Raw genomic sequence first — 19858 nt, 5'->3', positions numbered from 1 at the left:
AATGCCCGTTCTATAGAGATAATCGGCACATATATACAATTAATTTATATATATCTAAAAGAATGGCAGAACCTTCCTATTTTTACAATACAATTGCCTAATGGATCTCGCATTAATTATACCCGCATATAACGAAGAAGAATCACTTCCTGAATTGGTTGCATGGATCCAAAAAGTGTTAGATCCCAGCGGTCTTACCTATGAAATCTGGTTTATTGATGATGGAAGTACAGATCAAACCTGGTCTGTCATTGAACAATTGCACCTCAAACATCCTCAAATTAAAGGTGTTAAATTTCGAAGAAATTATGGCAAATCGGCTGCATTGAATACTGGATTTCATTCATGTCAGGCCGAGGTTGTAATTACCATGGATGCTGATTTACAAGATAGCCCGGAAGAAATTCCTGAATTATACCGAATGATTAAAGAAGCTGGCTATGATGTCGTTTCAGGTTGGAAGAAAAAAAGATACGACAATGCCCTCACGAAAAACCTTCCATCCAAAATTTATAATGGAGTGACCAGTTGGATGAGCGGCGTGAAACTTCACGATATGAATTGTGGTTTAAAAGCATACCGTTCAGAAGTTGTTAAATCCATAGAAGTATATGGTGAAATGCATCGATACATTCCGGTAATAGCAAAATGGGCTGGTTTTCGGAAAATTGGAGAAAAAATTGTACAGCATCGTGCCAGAAAATACGGATATTCCAAATTTGGAATGAGCCGTTTCATTAACGGATTTTTAGACCTTTCAACCATCATGTTTATTGGGAGATTTGGTAAAAGGCCGATGCATTTTTTTGGTTCGTTTGGTTTGTTAGTCTTTTTTTTAGGCTTGTGTTTTGTAGCTTATTTAGCTTTTACAAAATATGCCTACGGACAAATGGGAATTACTCAACGTCCGGCATTTTTTCTATCCTTAGTGTCTATGATTATAGGATCACAACTATTTCTTACAGGCTTTTTAGCAGAATTGGTTACTAGAAATGCTTCGGAACGAAATACCTATCTCATCGATAAAAGCCTTAATTAATATCCATGTTAAAATTGGCTATTATAGGCCCAGCATACCCGCTTCGGGGTGGATTAGCTTCATTTGACGAAAGACTTTGCAGAGCATTTAAAGAAGCAGGCTGGGAAGCTTCGATTTATACTTTTTCACTCCAATACCCTTCCTTTTTATTTCCTGGAACGAGCCAATTCTCTGATGAAAAACCTCCAGTAGATTTAGACATTCGTGTTTGCATTAACTCCATAAACCCATTTAATTGGATTAAAATTGGAAGACGAATTCGAAAACATAAACCCAATTTAATCATTGTTCGCTATTGGCTCCCATTTATGGGACCTTGTTTGGGTACAATCCTGCGATTGGTTAAAATGGATAAATCGATTAAAATCATATGCATTGCTGACAATGTAATCCCTCATGAACGAAGGCCTGGTGATAACTGGTTTACAAAGTATTTTATTAGCAGTCCACAAGGATTTATTACAATGAGTGAAAAAGTACACAAGGACTTGCTATCGCTTAGACCAAGTGTACCCAATATGACCTTAGAGCATCCACTCTACGATAATTTCGGCGCAAAACTGGATATTAAAACTGCACGGGAAAAATTAAATATTTCTCAAGAGGATAAAATCGTTTTGTTCTTTGGATTTATTCGGAATTACAAAGGACTTGACTTAATACTGGAAGCCTTTTCCCATGCGGAAATAATTAATTCAAAAATCAAACTCTTAATTGCAGGTGAATTTTACGAAGATTCAAAACCGTATCTGACAATTATTGAAAATTTAAATCTGTCGGACAAGGTGATATTACACACCCATTTTATTCCTGACAGTGAAATCAGATATTATTTTTCTGCCGCAGACGTCGTGGTTCAACCCTATCGGCATGCAACCCAAAGTGGTGTGAGTCCACTGGCATACCATTTTGAAAAACCAATGATTGTCAGTAATGTTGGAGGATTGCCAGCTATGGTCCCCCACATGGTTGCCGGGATTGTATGCGAACCAACACCTCTGGCATTAAGTCAAGCCGTACTTCAGTACTTTAAATTGGATCCATCCTATTTTAATGAGGGAATTCAAACGATACGGGCTAAACTAAGCTGGCATCATTTTGTTAATCAGCTTGTAAACTTATATCATGATATTTCGTAGCAAAGCACCTTTTCGATTAGGCCTTGCTGGTGGTGGCACGGATGTAAGTCCGTACAGTGAGCTATTTGGTGGTGCTGTATTGAATGCAACGATTTCACAATTTGCTCATGCAACCATTGAATTAATTCCTGAAAAACAAATTATTTTTCACTCGATCGATCAAAAACTTGAGGCGACATTTCCTATTGGAGGAGTTCTTGATTCAGTAAAAGGATTTAATCTACAAGTTGGAATTTACAATCGATTGTTTAGAGAACATTTGCTTCCTGAATGTGGTTTTAAACTCACAACTTCAATGGATGTTCCGGCTGGCAGTGGTTTAGGAACCTCTTCAACGCTGGTTGTTGCTATCCTAAAGGTATTTTCAGAACTGCTAAATATTCCGTATGGTGATTACGACCTGGCACATTTAGCATATGATATTGAACGAAACGAACTAAAACTTGCTGGTGGGAAGCAAGATCAATATGCCGCAACGTTTGGTGGATTTAACTACATGGAATTTTACGAAGATAATAATGTCATTGTAAATCCACTTAGAATTAAATCTGAATATTTGCATGAACTTGAGAACAACCTCTTGCTTTATTTTACATTAACAAACAGAGAATCTTCTGACATCATTAAAGAGCAACAAAAAAATGTAATCAATAACAAAGAAGATTCTATTGAAGCCATGCATCAATTAAAAGAACAAAGCAAACGGATGAAAGATGCATTACTCCAAGGCAAATTAGGAGTAATTGGTGAAATATTGGATTTTGGCTTTCATCAAAAACGAAAAATGGCCAGCTTGATTAGCAATCCATATATTGATGAAATTTATGAATCTGCACGTTCGGCAGGTGCGGCAGGAGGTAAAATATCCGGAGCAGGTGGTGGAGGCTTTATGTTTTTCTATTGCCCTGAAAACAAACGGTATGCAGTCATTGAAGCATTACAAAAGTATAAAGGCTACTTCCTGAATTTTCAATTTACAAAGCATGGCGTACAGAGTTGGCGTATAAATTAAATTTATGAAAGAAATCATTCGAGAAATTATACAAGAATCTATTCAAGTAAAATTAAAATTACTCAGCAATGAGTTGATAATAGATCAACTTGAACAAGTTAGCTTGAAGATTATCACCTCTTTACAGAAAGGAAAACGAATCTATTTTTGTGGAAACGGAGGGAGTGCTGCCGATGCGCAACATCTTGCGGCAGAATTATCCGGTAGATTTTATACTGACCGGCCTGCATTGCCCGCGGAAGCCTTGCATTGCAACACCTCTTATCTCACGGCTGTAGCCAATGATTATAGTTATGAAGTTGTTTATCAAAGACTGATTGAAGGAATTGGGCAAGAAGAAGATATTTTAATTGGACTTAGTACATCTGGAAATTCAAAAAATATTATTCGGGCAATTGAATCAGCCAATGCTAAAAACATGATTACTATTGGTCTTACAGGCTCTAAAGGAGGCCACTTGAAAGAAATCTGCCAATTTTGGATCGGAGTTCCTTCAGATGATACCCCCAGGATCCAGGAGTCACACATACTTTTGGGACATATTATTTGTCAAATGGTCGAAGAACGAATCTTTAATTCTTGATTTTGAAAGAAATAATCATTTTGGCTGGTGGCAAAGGAAGTCGAATCCAACACATTCTCCCTAACCTGCCGAAATGTCTTGCTCCAGTTAATGGAAAAGCATTTCTTCAATACCAGATCAATTACTTATTGCAATCCGGAATTGAGCACTTCATTTTTTCATTAGGGTATTTAAGCGAACAAGTCATTGAGTATTTGAATTCGCATTTTCCTACTTTGAATAAGACCCTTATTATTGAAGAACAAGCATTGGGAACGGGAGGTGCCATCGCGAAAGCAATTCAGGCAGCTAAATCTTCTCATGTATTTATAACCAATGGGGATACTTATTTTCCTGCAGATTTGGAGCTAATGGAAAGACTATTCCACCAAAAAAATGCTGATTTAATTCTGGCAACGACAGAAATTGAAAATCCAGATCGATTTGGAAGTTTGGATTTCGATGAAGAAGGGCGAATCAGGCATTTTCACGAAAAAAAACCAATTTCCAAGGCCTATATCAATGCCGGATTTTATTTAATATCTAAACAAGCTTTTTTAAATTGTAAGCTTAAGGCTGTGTTTTCATTTGAAACAGAAATCCTTGAGAAAAAAATCAACGATTGGAAAATCTATGCAGCACCTATGCAAAAATTGTTTATTGATATTGGTGTACCTGAAGATTTTAGGAGATCTCAAAGCTTACTGGTAGATAAAAACTAAATGAAAAAACAAATCAGTATCTTTCTGGATCGTGATGGAATAATAAATCAACAAATAGAGAATGATTATGTAAAATCCATTCCTGAATTTGTATTTCGACCCGATTTTTTAAGTGAAATTCAATACCTCGCAAATTCCAGCAACTTTATTATTGTCGTTACCAATCAACAAGGAATTGGCAAAAAGCGAATGACCCAGGAAGCTCTTCAAAAGATTCATGACTATATGGTGTCTGAGACCATTGCAGTTGGAGGTCGAATTGATGCTGTTTATCATTGTCCGCATTTAATAGATCAAAATTGCAATTGCAGGAAACCAAAAACCGGTATGATTGAACAGGCATTTAAAGATTTTCCCAAATTAAAACAAGACATCCTTATTATGATTGGAGACAGTCCGGGAGATATAGAAGCAGCAAAATCGGCCGGATTGATATCTGTAGGGATGATTAAATATAAGAATGACAATCGATTTCAAGACATAAATCCCGATTATATCATTGAATCATTGGCACAACTGCGAACTGAAGTGTTGCCGGCTATATTAAATAACTAAACTGAACAGCTATCATGTATGCCGTAAAAGAAATTTTTTATTCTTTACAAGGGGAAGGAGCTCAAACCGGAAGGCCAACAATTTTCTTGCGTTTTAGTGGATGTAATTTATGGAATGGCCGAGAAGCTGATCGTTTAACTTCTATATGTAAATTTTGCGATACTGATTTTGTGGGTACCGATGGAAGCTTTGGCGGTAAATACACCACTGCCGATGCACTTTCTAATGAAATTTTAAACTTATGGCCCAAGCATTCCGGTTCGAAATCTAAGCGGTATGTGGTATGTACAGGCGGAGAACCGCTATTGCAATTGGATAAATCACTAATCGAAGCACTCCATATGAATGGTTTCGAAATAGGTATCGAAACAAATGGAACCATTGAACTGCCGGAATCTATTGATTGGGTATGCATGAGTCCGAAACCTGCCTCCCAAATTAAAGTTAAACAGGGTGATGAACTTAAATTTGTTTATCCTCAGGATGATTTAAATCCCAAAGATTTTGAGTGGATGGATTTCAAACATTTTTACATCCAGCCAATGGATGGAAGTCAAATTCAACAAAATATCAAATTAGCCGTGAACTATTGTTTGGAAAATCCACAATGGAAACTAAGCCTACAATCCCATAAATTATTAGGGATTCGCTAGTTTTCAACATTTTATATGTTAGTTGAAAAAAAATTAAATAAATTTTGGATTGGAATAAATTAATGAATGAATAATCTGCATTACTTTGCAGTCAATTACAAACAAGAACCAGTCCTGATGGAAATAGCCAACAGACAGCAAACCAAATCCAGCTTTGCTAAAATTGATTTTGACCCAAAACTTCAACAAAACCGACTGATAGCCCTCAAAGATTTTAAAAAAGGATCTATAATTTGTCATTTCAGTTATGCTGAAATTTTATCCATTCCAAGCCGGTATACGGTGCAAACCGGAGAAGACAAACATATTATTCTTTCACCACTCTATTTGGAGTACGTTAATCATAGTTGCGATCCAAATAGTTTCTTCGATACAAATGAATTTAAATTCAAATGTATAAGAAACATAGAACGAGGTGAAGAATTTACATTTTTTTATCCTTCCACTGAATGGGACATGGAAGAGTCCTTTGATTGTCAATGCATGAGCCCCCATTGTTTAGGTGAAATCAAAGGAGCCCGCTACCTCAATGAAGATACCATTCGCAATTATCGCTTTACAGATTTCATTCAAGGCAAATTAAAGAAGATCCATAAACATGTCTTTGAATTGTGATTTCAATCACTTTTTAAACGATACAAATTGGATTGTTTGGGTTTTAGCCCCATACTTGAAAACGGAAGATCCAAATCTTCAATATTATTATGATTTTAGTCAAAGTATCCAGGAATACACCCTTGTATTTGCCGAGTTAGGCTTGGATTGGAAATGGCAATCTGTTTCATTGGAAAATTATGATGCTATTATTCGGAATATTCAAGCTGAGTCCTCTCCCAAAGTGCCCCTAATTTTAAACCTGTGTGATGGGGATGAAGAAAATGGAGTTCCCGGAATATCAGTTGTAAAATTACTAGAGTCTTTAGATCTGATTTATACAGGATCCGATTCATATTTTTATGAAATCACCACTTCTAAGATTCCGATGAAGACATTATTTGATCAACATGCTGTTCCAACGCCCAATTGGTTGATCATTAATCCTGAAAATCCTGAAATTGAACAGGTGTTTAATAAACTTAAGCCCCCGGTTATTATAAAGCCTGCAATATCCGCAGGGAGTCTGGGCCTTGGTTTAAATGCGGTTGTAAACAATCCGGAATCATTTAAAACGTATATTGATACAATACAAAAAGGTTATAATGGATGGGATTTTATTAAGGGAGGCTTGTTTGTTGAGGAGTTTATAGATGGAGAAGAATACACCACTTTAATTGTTGGGAGCAAAGGACACATTGGGGAATCAAAAATCTATACTCCTGTTGAAAGACTCTTTGACGCGAGTTTACCTGCTAATGAAAAATTTTTATCCTTTGATCGCTTATGGGAAATATATGAACACGAAGCCCCTTTGCAAGATGAAAAAGCGCTTTGGCATTATCACATGCCGGATCCTTCATTAATTTCTGAAATTAAAGAGATCAGTTGGAATGCGTATTGTGCATTAAATGGAACCGGATACGGTCGAGTAGATTTAAGAAGAAACAAAGTGACCGGGTCAATTCAGGTTCTGGAAGTAAACGCTCAATGTGGTCTATCAGAAGATGAAAATTATACAAGCATTGGTGCAATATTGAGATTTGATAATACTAAATTCAGCTTTTTGATTAAGGAAGTTTTATTTGATGCTTATTTAAGACATTCTGAAAAATCAATCCATAGGAATCAATGAGTAATTTTGATATAAAGTCTCAATTAAATAAGTTAAAGAAAAGTATCATATATCAAGTTTATTATAATAAAGCTTCTTATTTTAGTGCTTTATTTTAGAATCCATCCATGAAAGTTTGTGTACTTCAACCCGATTACAGTCCATCAAATGTAGATTATAAAAAATATGATCCACCAAGAAATCTCAGTTCATTATTACCAAATGACGAAGTAGATCATGTTTTCCTTAATAAACTTACTACGTATAAGCAATTAAAAGCTCTGGCCAATCAAGATTATGACATATTTATAAACCTGTGTGAGGCATACTTAGAATGGGACGTACCTTCAATTGATGTAATCTATACCCTAGATCTATTAAATCTACCTTATACAGGACCAACACAAGAACTTTATGACCCATCAAAAGAATTGATGAAATATGTTGCGCATGTTGCCGGAGTCGAAGTGCCAAATTTTAGGGTGGTGTCAAATTTAGATGACCTAAATGATCTTACAACGCAATTAAAGTTTCCGTTATTTATAAAACCATCCAAAGCCGGAGATAGTCTGGGAGTAGATGATCATTCTTATGTTCAGGATGAAAAATCGCTTTTTATTAAAGTAAGAGATTTATTAGAAGAGTATGGTGAGGTTATGGTGGAAGAGTTTATCGAAGGCAGGGAATTCACCATATTGGTAGCAGCAGATCTTAAAGATGATAAAAAATGTATCAGTTTTAAACCCGTTGAATATCTGTTTCCTCCTGGATTTTCATTTAAAACGTATGCTTTAAAAACTTCTGAATTGCATCCAGAAAGCAATATTGCTTGTCGCGAAGAAACTATTGAGCGCAAACTTAGAAAAGCTGCTTCTGCAATATTCCGTGAATTTGGAGGAAAAGGATATGCCCGATTGGATTTTCGTATGAATCCAAAAGGTAAGTTATATTTTTTAGAAGTCAACTTTACCTGTTCCGTATTTTACCCAATTGGGTTTGAAGGTTCCGCAGATCATATTTTAAATCTTGATGGGATTGGTCAGGCCGGCTTTTTGCAACATATTATTCGTGAAGGCATCAATCGTCATAAACGCAAACAAAAGAAATTCTACCTCAAAAAGAATTCCATCTCAGGCTATGGAATTTATGCAAATGTAAAAATCAGAAAAGGCGAGGTCGTATTTAGAGGAGAAGAACGAAGCCAGCGGATTGTGACCAAAGCCTTTGTAGATAAAAACTGGAATGCAGCTGAAAAGGAATTATTTAGAAAATACGCCTATCCTGTTGGTACAGATGTTTATATTTTATGGGATACCCGTCCTGAAGAATGGGCTCCCCAAAATCATAGTTGTAACCCAAATACTCAATATTCTGGTCTAAATGTAGTCGCCTCCAGGGATATTGAAAAAAATGAAGAGTTGACACTTGATTACGCATCATTCCTGGATGACCAGATGGAAGCGTTTGTTTGCACTTGCGGAAGTCCAAATTGCCGTACCTGGATTAGCAATCAAAAGGAACCAGAAGGCAAAAAAACAGTCAAAGCACTCGCCTAAGACGAAAAGGTTCGCAAACCTATATTCATATTATATTTTATTATAATATAATAAAATTCTTTTTTATTGAATTTACTTGTTGATATAATCAAATCGTTTTTAGCTTTGCAGGCCAATTAAATGCCGAAATGGCGGAACTGGTAGACGCGCTGGACTCAAAATCCAGTGACCCTAAAAGTCGTGTGGGTTCGAGTCCCACTTTCGGCACATTTTTTTGGAAACACCCTTCATTCACCGATTAAGGAAGCTTTTTTATCCAATAGCTCCCCGAGTATTTTTGCCTATAATTTTTAGAATCTCAATTTGTCTGGATTCAGATCCAATAATTTAATTGGAATACTACTTAAGGATTTAAAAACAGAATAAGCACAGCATTTACTTAAGCATTAGCTTGTGAGTCAAAAAAAAGAAAAATACGCCTCCTAAAAAATCCTTAAGAAGTTGAAGTGCGAATTTTAATTGACATGAATTTCGAAAAGCATTTCGAATTTGAAAATATCATTACCCGAACGAATTCTATTTCAAATTTGAGATAAGAAATTTCTACTTAAACACGTGTAGCTTATTAGTTATTTGTTTAGTTCTTACTATTTTGAATCAGCGAATTCCAAAATGCCTTTGACTAATTTATCCAATTCAGCTTTTGTAGTATAAACATTTGGAGTAATACGCACTCCATGAATATTTTCCCAGTTAATAGCAACACAATGAATCTTGTATGCTTCAAACAAGAATGAAGCTAATTCCTCGGGTTTTTTATTTTTTATGCCAACATTGCCCAATGCCCCGCTGTAATGCTTATCCATCGGATGATTGATCTGTACATTCGGATGATCTTTTACACGTACAGTCCAATAATGTTGTAATTCATACAACCTGTTAAATTTTCGTTCAGCTCCAATCATTTCATAAAAATCAATTGCATTTCCAATAGCTTGCTCGATTGCAAATGACCGTGTCCCAAGGTTTTCAAACTTACGGATGTCTGCACTTTCCGGATCACCTCCTGCAAAAAGAGGATACAGTTGACCTATTTTTGACTTATTAACATAAAGTAATCCACTACCAAATGGAGCACTCAACCATTTATGAAGTGAGGCTCCAAAATAATCGGCCCCTAAATCTGGAATTGCAAAAGGAATATGAGCAAAACTATGAGCTCCATCCACTAAAACTTCAATACCCATTGCATGCGCTTTATCCGCAATCTTTTTGGAAGGCAATAGCTGACCATTCCAATTTATCATATGGGTTATATGTACAATTTTAGTCTTTGAATTAAACTCCCTGGCGAATGCATTTACAATTTCGTCATCCTCCTGAATTGGAAAATTAAAATTAACCCACTTTAAAACAATTCCATCCCGATGCGCTCGTTGTTTCCAGGCATTGATCATGTTAGGGTAGTCTTGTTTTGTGAGGACGACTTCGTCTCCTGCCTTCAATCGCAATCCAAAAATAATAGTCTCAAGAGCTTCCGAACTATTGCGGTTGAAAGCCAATTCATCTGCATGGCATCCTGCAATTTTGGCCATTTTCTCACGGAGGGGTTCTCTCCCCTGGTCTAAAATTCTCCACATATAATAAGATGGAGCTTCGTTGCTTAATCGGTTGTAAAATTCAACGGCTTCCTGCACGACCCTGGGTTGAGGAGCTACTCCCCCATTATTTAAATTTATTATATTTGACGACACTGAATAGGCCTGCCGGATCTGATGCCAAAAATCTTCCTCGTTTTCACATGGTTTAATCAATTGCTCCATTTGAAATTTGGACTTATCATAAGAATTACCCAGTGCCTTTAAGGTTACCGAAGGTTGTATTAGGGTTCCGGCTGTTAAGGAGCCAAACCACTGCAGTGCTGATCGTCGATGCATAGTCATGCAAGTTAATATACAATTTTGAAAGCTAAAAACACCGTAACGCCAAATCGGTCATATTTTTATTGAGTGAGGGATATTTGACTGGGAAGCACGGTATTTTATAATTGTATTTACTTTACATTAATATGTATAAGCTTTGTCAACAAATGGTTCTAAAGCAATTTGTATTTGATAAATTAAGGTACTAAATTTGAAGTTCAACTTAATATGAAAAGATTCCTACCAATCCTGTTATTCCTCTCCATGCTATATGGGTCCAAGCTATTGGCACAGTGTAACATCAGCGTTGATGCCGGACCTGATTTAAAGGTTTGTAGGCCTGGCGACATGGTAATGATTAATGGCAAGGTAACCGGAAGTATTCAAGAAGTTTTTTGGGAACCGCCGTCCGGGCTAAGCAATCCTAAATCTCCAATAACAAAAGCGACCGTCTCTGGTCCACAAGAGTATATTTTAACAGCACGGGGCTTGAGTAGTCAAAATCTGATCATAAACGGAAACTTTGAAGCCGGAAGATCTGGTTTTACAACAGATTATATGGTTGGAACCACATCCTGTTATGGCTTTGGATATTTAGATTGTGAAGGGACCTACGACGTAATAAATGACCCACAATTGGGACATACTGGATTTGCACCTTGCAAGGACCATACTTCCGGCAGTGGGATGATGATGGTATTGAATGGATCCGCCGCTTTTCAAAATGTTTGGTGTGAAGACATCGTTGTCATGCCGGATATGGATTATGTCTTTACGGCATGGATCACTTCGGTTGTGGCTGCTTCTCCTCCTGTATTGCAGTTTTCAATAAATGGAAGCCCGATTGGTCCAAATTTTTCATCCAGTGGAACGGTTTGCCAATGGGAAAAATATGAGGTAATCTGGAATTCAGGATCCAATACCAATGCTGAAATATGTATTTTAAATGAAAATACAGCAACGGGTGGCAATGATTTTGCCATTGATGATCTTGGTTTTAGAAAAATTTGTGAAGTCAAAGACACCATGAAAATTGAGGTGGAGGAAATTATTATTTCTATTGAAGATCCTGAAATAGTTACCTGTGATAAACCCAGTATTCGTTTAAATGCAAAAGCCTCCTCTACCGGAACTGGTTGGACCTATCAATGGACCACTGCAGATGGAAAAATTATTTCAGGTGGAAATACACTTGAACCTGTAATTAAAGGTCCCGGAACTTATTTTCTAACCGTATGCTCTCCAATTCCAAATTGTTGTAAAACAGAATCTATCCTTGTAAGTGGAAATATAACTCCTCCAGATCTTCAAATTATAACGAAAGATACCTTGGGATGTAATCGACTGAGTGTAACTGTAAATACTAGAAGTACTGTCTTTCCATTAGATTATAAATGGGGTGGTCCCAATGGATTTAATTCATTAGACCCATTTATTGTGGTGACAGAAGCTGGGAAATATACCATAACAATTACGGATGATTATAATTGCAAAACAATTGACTCCGTTACTATTTTCGAGCGAAGCGACAATCCTAAAATTCAAATTCAATCAAATCATATAAATTGTTTAACTGATACTGCTTACTTAATTGGAAGTTCGACAGTTCCAGGCTCTTTATTTGAATGGTTAGGTCCATCGAAAGATACTTCATCAAAATCTCAATGGAATGTCGTTGATAGTGGTTGGTATTATTTAAAAGTAACTTCTCCATCTGGTTGCATTAAATTTGATTCCATACGAATTTTAAAAGACAAACAAGCTCAGATTCTCAAATACAGTTTTGATACACTCAGTTGTTTGAAAGACTCTATTGATATTTTAGTTACCGGCAATCGAATTGTAAAATCAGCCTCCTGGCAAAATTTGGGAAACTACAGGTGGCTTGATTCGTTATCGATTCGGACCGCAACTGCCGGTCGGCATTCACTTCAAGTGGAATCCGACAACGGTTGCGTTTCAATTTTAAATTTAGACATACCCATAGACACTGCAACACCTGATATTCTGCTAAACCCAGACACTTTAAATTGCAGCAAATCAACCCTCGCTTTATTTCCACAAAAAAGTACTTCAAAATTGCTATTAAACTGGAGCGGTCCAAACAATTTTAAGTCACAAGCAGATACCGTTTGGGTGAATGTTCCCGGCAACTATTTTTTAAATGCTATCGCAGAAAATGGCTGTCAGGATTCTGCAAATGTTTTAATTTCTATTGATACCTTAAGGCCATTGCTTACTGGAATGAATGATACATTGACTTGTATTAAAACTCAACTTAATTTAATCATTTCTGACAATGGTACTTCTCAATATAGCTGGCTTGGACCCACAGGATTTACGAGTACATTAAAAAGCCCGTTAATCAATTCTCCGGGTGATTATCAAGTGACCGCCAGGAAATCCAATGGGTGCCAATCAAGTTTACTGCTTCAAATTTTTGAAGATATTACAAAACCGGTTTTACTATTAACTAATGATACCCTTACTTGCAGTAAGGATAGCATCAAATTAAAAGCAAGTAGTTCTGATCCAAATGCATCTATTCAATGGATTGGTCCGAATGGATTTTTATCTAACCAATTAAATCCTTATATAAAAGAGCCGGGAAGTTATATATTAAAATCTCAAAGTAAAAATGGTTGTAGCGACAGTGCAATCCTGACAATTTTACAAGACATTCGCAAACCAGATCTCCAGACAACTACGGATACACTCAATTGCTTAAAACGTATTGGCAATTTATCAGCCAGCTCCACAAGGGATAGCCTAAACTATAGCTGGACCGATGAATTTGGAAGTTTTATTTCATCTTCAACAAATATCTCTGTAACAAAAGGAGGTATTTATTCAATTAAGGTATCCACACCGGAAAATTGCTTCACTATTTTGCAAGTCATTGTGCCACAGGATACCCTTTCACCTCAATTTGTTGTTTATTCAGATACATTAAATTGCTTAAAAACGCAAACCAGCCTTCGATTTAGCACAAAAGATTCAGTACAATCTTATGCTTGGAGTGGACCTGGTGGATTTACATCATCTTTGCAAAATCCCGTTATTAACTCTGCCGGAAATTATACACTCAAACTTACAGGGACAAATTATTGCACTGCGCTTGATAGCTTGAGTATTTTAATGGACACTATTAAACCCAGACTACAATTACAATTTGATTCAATAAATTGTTTGAAACGAGAAGTTGATTTGATTGCTTTAGTTTTACCAAATCAATTGGTTGGATCCTGGACACTGAGCAACAATCAAACTGTAAACTTAAATTCTATTAAAACAAGGGAAGGAGGTACTTATAGTTTTAATGTAACAGCACCTAATTATTGTACAAATTCTCAAACCATTTTTATACCTGTTGATACGATTGCTCCAGATCTTAAAGTACAAGATGATACCCTGAATTGTATTAAACAACTTGCACAAATCCAGGCAATGTCTCAAACAACTGGATTATTGTATGATTGGACGGGTCCTGGAAATTTTAAATCAAATTCCAGTCAAATAAATATTGCGATTCCTGGAAAATACACAATCAATATAACAGGGAAAAACTTTTGCACTCAAACTGCTCAAGTATCTGTATCCATAGATACCATCCATCCTGAATTAATAACACAATCGGATACAATTGATTGTATTCATACAGAAGCTAATTTGATTGCAACTACCAATGTAAATTCTGGCATTTTCAGTTGGAAAGATTCTCAAGGCAATTTATTAACGAATCAGTTAGTCTATAAAACTAAAAAACCCGGGGACTACCATTCAGAAATTGTAAATCCTTTAAATGGATGTCGTACACAAAAAACACAAACCGTTCTTGCTGATAGTTTAATAATCACTGATGTGCTCATCCAAGCTACTAACCCCACTTGTGGCAATAAAATTGGCTCAGCACAAATTGCCAAAGTAATTGGCGGACATTCAGGTCTGAGATATTCAATTGATTTCAAAAAAACTTATTCCGGTAATCCCAATTTGAATCAATTGACCGCTGGGCATTATACATTATTTGTACTTGATAATCAAAACTGTGAATTTCAAAAAGATTTTGATATTATTGAGTTACCTTACATTGAAACAAATCTACAACCTGAAATTACAATTAGCTTAGGAGATTCAACAAAACTGGATTTGGACATCCTATCAGACAGAGGATTAATAAATTCAATTAGCTGGAACCCAACGGATGATTTAAGCTGCTCTAATTGCGAAGATCCGTTTGCCAGTCCATGGGTTAGCCGTTTTTATACTGTTACAGTCATAGATACCAATGGTTGTGAGTCCACTCAACGAATCCACATTTTAGTGGAAATACCAAAAGTTTGGGTGCCAAATGTATTTAGTCCAAATGGAGATAATATCAATGATTGGTTGACCATATTTGGATCAAAAGCAGAAGTAACTAAAATAAATATATTCCAGGTATTCGATCGTTGGGGCAATCGGGTTTTTGAATCAAAAGAATTCCAACCAAATGATTTAATTCATGGTTGGAACGGAAATTATCAGGGTGAAAAATGCAACCCCGGTGTATATGTTTATTGGGGAGAAGTAGAATTAATAAACGGACTAAAATGGGTCGTAAAAGGAGATGTAACATTAATTAGATGAAAGAAACAAGAGGAATTATTAATTTATTGTGCTTGCTTATTCCGTGCATGATCAGTAGTCAGGCCCAAAACAATTCTCAGCATCACTATGCAATGCCCAATTCCTGTGGGATTACCGTGAATGCTGGTCCCGATATCACGATTTGTGTAGGTCAAGGAAAAAATTTATCTGGAATGGTTAGTAATTCAACAAATTACAGTTGGGAACCTCCGGATGGATTGAGTAATCCAAATGCACTTAATCCTGTTGCAAACCCCAGCATGACTACAACGTATACTTTGACAGCAAGAGCCATGTCTGGAAATTTAATTGCAAATGGTGGATTTGAAACAGGTTCTATAAATCCATCAACCAGTCAATATACTCAGTATAACACCATACCAAATTTGATCGGATCTACTGGTGGCTATATGATCATGTCAGTTCCACAAATTGCACAAGCATTTGGATGTAATCCGAATATTGGAAGCTTTACAATGGCGATTACTCCAACTTCATCAAATGTCATGATTTGGTGTCAACAAATTAATGTTAGTAAAAATACAGATTATAAAATTGAATATAAAGTATTTGGAATCCCTTATATTTTTGGCCCACCTCCCACTATCGGATTATTAGTAAACGGAAGTTTTGTAGGAAGCATAGATGCTATTAGCGGTACTTGTGTTGAAGCGGATGCTAGTTTCATATGGAACTCAGGGAATGCTACTTCTGCAAATATCTGTTTAGCTAATTATGGTGGAACGGGAGCTGCCAGCATGTGCGCTATTGACGACATTACTGCAAAAGAATGTTGTGAAGAAAAAGATGAAGTTACTGTAACAGTTTATGATTTGATTGCAGATGTGAATCCTGTTGATGATATCAATTGTACGAATAGACCCTTAACTATAGATGCTTCAGGATCTTCTACCGGTCCAGGAATTAGTTATGATTGGTCAACAAAAAATGGTCACATCGTAAGTGGAGCTAAAACCCTCACGCCGGTAATTGATACTCCCGGTACATATACTTTAAAAATAACCGGATTGTATGGGTGTGAAAAGGAAGTTATGGTTATGGTAAATGGCAGCACCACACCCCCTGATATTAAAATAAAAGCTGTCAATATCGATTGCAAAAACCCAACCGGAAGTTTGGAAGCCAGCAGCAAATCCAGTTCACCTCAATTTGAATGGAATGGACCTAATGGTTACTATAATACACGTGCCAATATTTATAATTTAACTGAAGCAGGCGAATACACAGTAAAAGTTACAGATTCCTATGGATGCGAATCCACTGCAAAAGTAGATCTTAAAGACAATCGAAGTTTTATTGAGGCTGAAATTATTGGAGACAGCATTACGTGTAATAAAGATTCAGCCATTTTAAAGGCAGAATCAATTGGATTAAAACCAATTTATTCCTGGAAAGGACCCTTAGGATTTAAGAAAGATTCTTCTATAAAAGCAATTGTTAGAGATACTGGTTGGTATTATTTAACTACACTTGATAGTTTTGGGTGCCAGGAAATCGACTCATTCTACGTGAAAGATTTACAAACTTCACTAGCGATAGCCATTCGTGCTGACACTTTAACATGTGCAATTCAATCAGTACAATTAAAATTGGTGACCGATACCAGTGCTACGATTTTTTGGACCGGTCCAAATGGATTTAACTCAAATTCAAGACAACCATTTGTGGTAGATCAAGGATGGTATGTGGTCCAAGTCACAACAGGAACTGGCTGCATGGGATTAGATTCTATTTTTGTTGTCAAATCTTCTGATGTTCCGGATCTTTATATTTCAACTAATGACACCATTACCTGTAGCAAGCCAAGCATCCAAATTAATGGTGGAAGCAATACCATGGGAGCTCAATTTAAATGGATTACACCTGTTGATACCATTTTTAACCAATCGAATATCATCGCTTCGGATTCTGGAAGCTATACCTTAATTGTTACAGGACCCAACGGTTGCAGTGTCAATAAAAGCATCAACATATTTAAAGATGTTTCAATCCCAAGTTTATCCGGATTTCCTGATACCTTAACCTGCACTAAAGATAGCCTGATATTAAAACTTACAAGTTCCACGGTTGAAACGATTTCCTGGACTGGACCAAATGGATTTGTCAGTCAACAATTAAATCCAGTGGTAACTGAAAAAGGAACATATAAATTAACTGTGACTGGATTTAATGGATGTACGAATACAATCGACATCGCTATTGCAGAAGACAAGGCTGTGCCTTCACTTCAAATTTCAGGGGATACATTAAATTGCATACGGACGGCTGTTATTCCGGGAGTTACAGTAGATTCCACTATTACCAAATTCAATTGGTCTGGACCCTCAAACTTTACTAGTTCACTAAAATATCCTATGTTAACTACAGGGGGTAATTACACGCTCCAGATTACTGGATCAAATGGATGCACTCAAACTCAAACTTTAAATATTGTTGAAGATTTTGTAAAACCAAGCGCACAACTGGAAGCTGACACCATTCAATGCAAAAGCACTGCATCTATCAGAGCACTAAACAGTCCAGCTGGACTTCCAATCCAATGGACAGGTCCAAATAATTTTGTTTCAAATCTTGCAAATCCCACCATCACAAAAAGTGGATTTTATGTTTTGACAATTATCGGAACAAATGGCTGTGTCTTTACAGATTCAATTTTTGTATTTCAAAAAGATCAGCTCCCTGACATATTTGCAAGTGATGATACCTTAACTTGTATTAAACAAAAATTAATGATTCGGGCTGGATCTGCAACACAAGGTGTAATTTTTGAATGGACAGGACCGAATGGGTTTACTTCAAACATGGCCCGTCCAGAAATACAAGATTCTGGATTGTACACTTTAAAAGTAACCGATCCAAATGGTTGCGAATCGATAAAGCAAATATTCATTTCAAAATTTGCAGATATCCCTGCGTTAAACTTGATCGCCAGTAATAATTTTATTAGTTGTAAAGACAGTACGGTCAATTTAAAAATCCAAACTACCAATCAACCTAAAACAATTATTTGGATTGGACCAAATGGTTTTTCAGCAAATACAGACTCAATTGTGGCAATCGAACCAGGTACCTACAGGGTAGTTCTTACCAGTGATTTCGGTTGTGTTGCTTCCGACAGTGTTTCGATTCAAGATATTCGAAAACTTCCAACTTTTACAGTAGCTGATGATAGTTTAAATTGCAAACGCAGCTCCATCAATTTAACACTAAATAGCAATGATACCGATTTGAACTTTAATTGGAGTGGTCCAAATAATTTTAGTAGTATACTTAAAAATCCCACGATTCAGATGGGAGGTACTTATTTTGTCACAGTGACCAATTCTGCAGATTGCAAATTAATTCAAATGGTACAAATCAGTATTGATACGATTACACCTGATTTAAGTCTATCGGCCGATACAATAACTTGCCTTAGAAACAGCGCACCGGTTAAAGCTTCTTCAAGTTTGCAAGGTTTTACTATGAAATGGACAGGACCAAATGGTTTCAATTATACACTTCCTCAATTTGCAACAAAAATTCCAGGTCGCTATTTCTGTACGATAACCAATCCTCGAAGCGGATGCAGCAATTCCAGCTTTATAGATATTCTGGAGGATACCAATAGAATTCGAAACATTTCAACCCAAAGTGTTTCATCAAGTTGCAATCGAAATAATGGGAAATTAATTATAAACCAAATTATAGGTGGAAAAGCACCTTATAAATATTCTCTTGACAATGGAGCTAATTTTATTAATGACATCGCTTCAATTGACTTTGCCCCAGGAAATTATAATTTAATTGTAGAAGATGCTAATGGCTGTCAATACAGTGTAGCATTTAATATTATTGAAACAGGGGATGTTAGAATATTAGTTTCACCAAAAATTGAATTACTCTTCGGATCTAAACAAACATTGAATTTAACGATCCTCTCAAATCCTAATGATATTAGCAGCATCCTATGGACGCCTTCAGATCAATTATCTTGTTCGAATTGTCCGGATCCGGAGATCACAGCAGATCATGACGATATAATCACAGTTACGGTCACTGATAAAAATGGATGTTCTGCAACTGCAACTATCCAGTTAGTAGTAAAAAAAGAGAGCAAAGTATATTTTCCAAATGCTTTTTCTCCTAATGGTGATAATATCAATGATTATTTTTATCCAATAGGATTACCATCTGATGCCCCAATTAATATTTTTAATATTTACGATCGCTGGGGTAATCTTGTATTTTCCAAAGAGAATTTTGTGTTAAATTCAGAAAAAGATGGCTGGGGTGGAACGACAAGTGGATCACAGGAAAAATTAAATCCAGGTGTTTTTATTTATATGATTGAAATTCAAGATGTGGATGGGCCTAAAATTTATACAGGTGATATCAGCTTAATCCAATAGTAAGCCTGT

At 36.3% G+C, this 19858-nt stretch carries 13 protein-coding genes and 1 tRNA gene; 13 read left to right on the top strand and 1 reads right to left on the bottom strand.

Annotated elements, in window-relative coordinates:
* Positions 1-100: 100 nt before the first annotated feature.
* From IPJ80_09385 to IPJ80_09335, 11 genes are all read left to right on the top strand, one after another.
* A complete protein-coding gene (locus IPJ80_09385) occupies positions 101-1039 on the top strand; it encodes a glycosyltransferase family 2 protein (GenBank protein ID MBK7913696.1) in 939 nt (312 codons plus the stop codon).
* Between the two features lie 5 nt (positions 1040-1044).
* Entirely contained in the window at positions 1045-2178 is a 1134-nt protein-coding gene (locus IPJ80_09380; protein ID MBK7913695.1) for a glycosyltransferase, read from the top strand.
* Positions 2165-3190, top strand: a complete 1026-nt coding sequence (locus tag IPJ80_09375) for a dehydrogenase (protein MBK7913694.1) — start codon at positions 2165-2167, stop codon at positions 3188-3190. Before IPJ80_09380 ends, IPJ80_09375 begins: the two co-directional genes overlap by 14 nt.
* A 4-nt stretch (positions 3191-3194) precedes the next feature.
* The gene (locus tag IPJ80_09370) at positions 3195-3773 is read left to right on the top strand and encodes a D-sedoheptulose 7-phosphate isomerase (protein ID MBK7913693.1); all 579 of its coding nucleotides are present in this window, start codon (positions 3195-3197) and stop codon (positions 3771-3773) included.
* Positions 3774-3775: 2 nt separating this feature from the next.
* On the top strand, positions 3776-4474 hold the full coding sequence (locus IPJ80_09365) for an NTP transferase domain-containing protein (GenBank protein MBK7913692.1): 699 nt from the start codon (positions 3776-3778) through the stop codon (positions 4472-4474).
* Positions 4475-5029 carry an HAD-IIIA family hydrolase gene (locus IPJ80_09360; protein MBK7913691.1) on the top strand — a complete coding sequence of 185 codons (555 nt, stop codon included), beginning with the start codon at positions 4475-4477 and terminating at the stop codon, positions 5027-5029. It abuts the gene before it with no gap.
* A gap of 11 nt (positions 5030-5040) precedes the next feature.
* A complete protein-coding gene (gene queE / locus IPJ80_09355; GenBank protein ID MBK7913690.1) occupies positions 5041-5682 on the top strand; it encodes a 7-carboxy-7-deazaguanine synthase in 642 nt (213 codons plus the stop codon).
* A gap of 66 nt (positions 5683-5748) precedes the next feature.
* A complete protein-coding gene (locus IPJ80_09350; protein MBK7913689.1) occupies positions 5749-6297 on the top strand; it encodes an SET domain-containing protein in 549 nt (182 codons plus the stop codon).
* Positions 6281-7411: a hypothetical protein gene (locus IPJ80_09345; GenBank protein ID MBK7913688.1), complete on the top strand. Its 1131-nt coding sequence runs from the start codon at positions 6281-6283 to the stop codon at positions 7409-7411. Before IPJ80_09350 ends, IPJ80_09345 begins: the two co-directional genes overlap by 17 nt.
* A 107-nt stretch (positions 7412-7518) precedes the next feature.
* Positions 7519-8946, top strand: a complete 1428-nt coding sequence (locus tag IPJ80_09340) for an SET domain-containing protein-lysine N-methyltransferase (protein ID MBK7913687.1) — start codon at positions 7519-7521, stop codon at positions 8944-8946.
* A gap of 122 nt (positions 8947-9068) precedes the next feature.
* Positions 9069-9153 (top strand) — tRNA-Leu (locus IPJ80_09335).
* 380 nt (positions 9154-9533) lie between these two features.
* Here IPJ80_09335 and IPJ80_09330 read toward each other — a convergent pair.
* Positions 9534-10829 (bottom strand): aminotransferase class V-fold PLP-dependent enzyme, encoded by a 1296-nt coding sequence (locus IPJ80_09330; protein MBK7913686.1) that lies wholly within the window; start codon positions 10827-10829, stop codon positions 9534-9536.
* 207 nt (positions 10830-11036) lie between these two features.
* Here IPJ80_09330 and IPJ80_09325 point away from each other — a divergent pair, with 207 nt between their 5' ends.
* On the top strand, positions 11037-15437 hold the full coding sequence (locus IPJ80_09325) for a gliding motility-associated C-terminal domain-containing protein (protein ID MBK7913685.1): 4401 nt from the start codon (positions 11037-11039) through the stop codon (positions 15435-15437).
* Positions 15434-19849, top strand: a complete 4416-nt coding sequence (locus tag IPJ80_09320) for a gliding motility-associated C-terminal domain-containing protein (protein ID MBK7913684.1) — start codon at positions 15434-15436, stop codon at positions 19847-19849. Before IPJ80_09325 ends, IPJ80_09320 begins: the two co-directional genes overlap by 4 nt.
* Positions 19850-19858: the final 9 nt, after the last annotated feature.

Source organism: Saprospiraceae bacterium, assembly GCA_016714025.1.
Taxonomy (GTDB): Bacteria; Bacteroidota; Bacteroidia; order Chitinophagales; family Saprospiraceae; genus Vicinibacter.
Note: the sequence above shows the minus strand (reverse complement) of the source record. Positions and strands in the feature narration are given on the sequence as shown.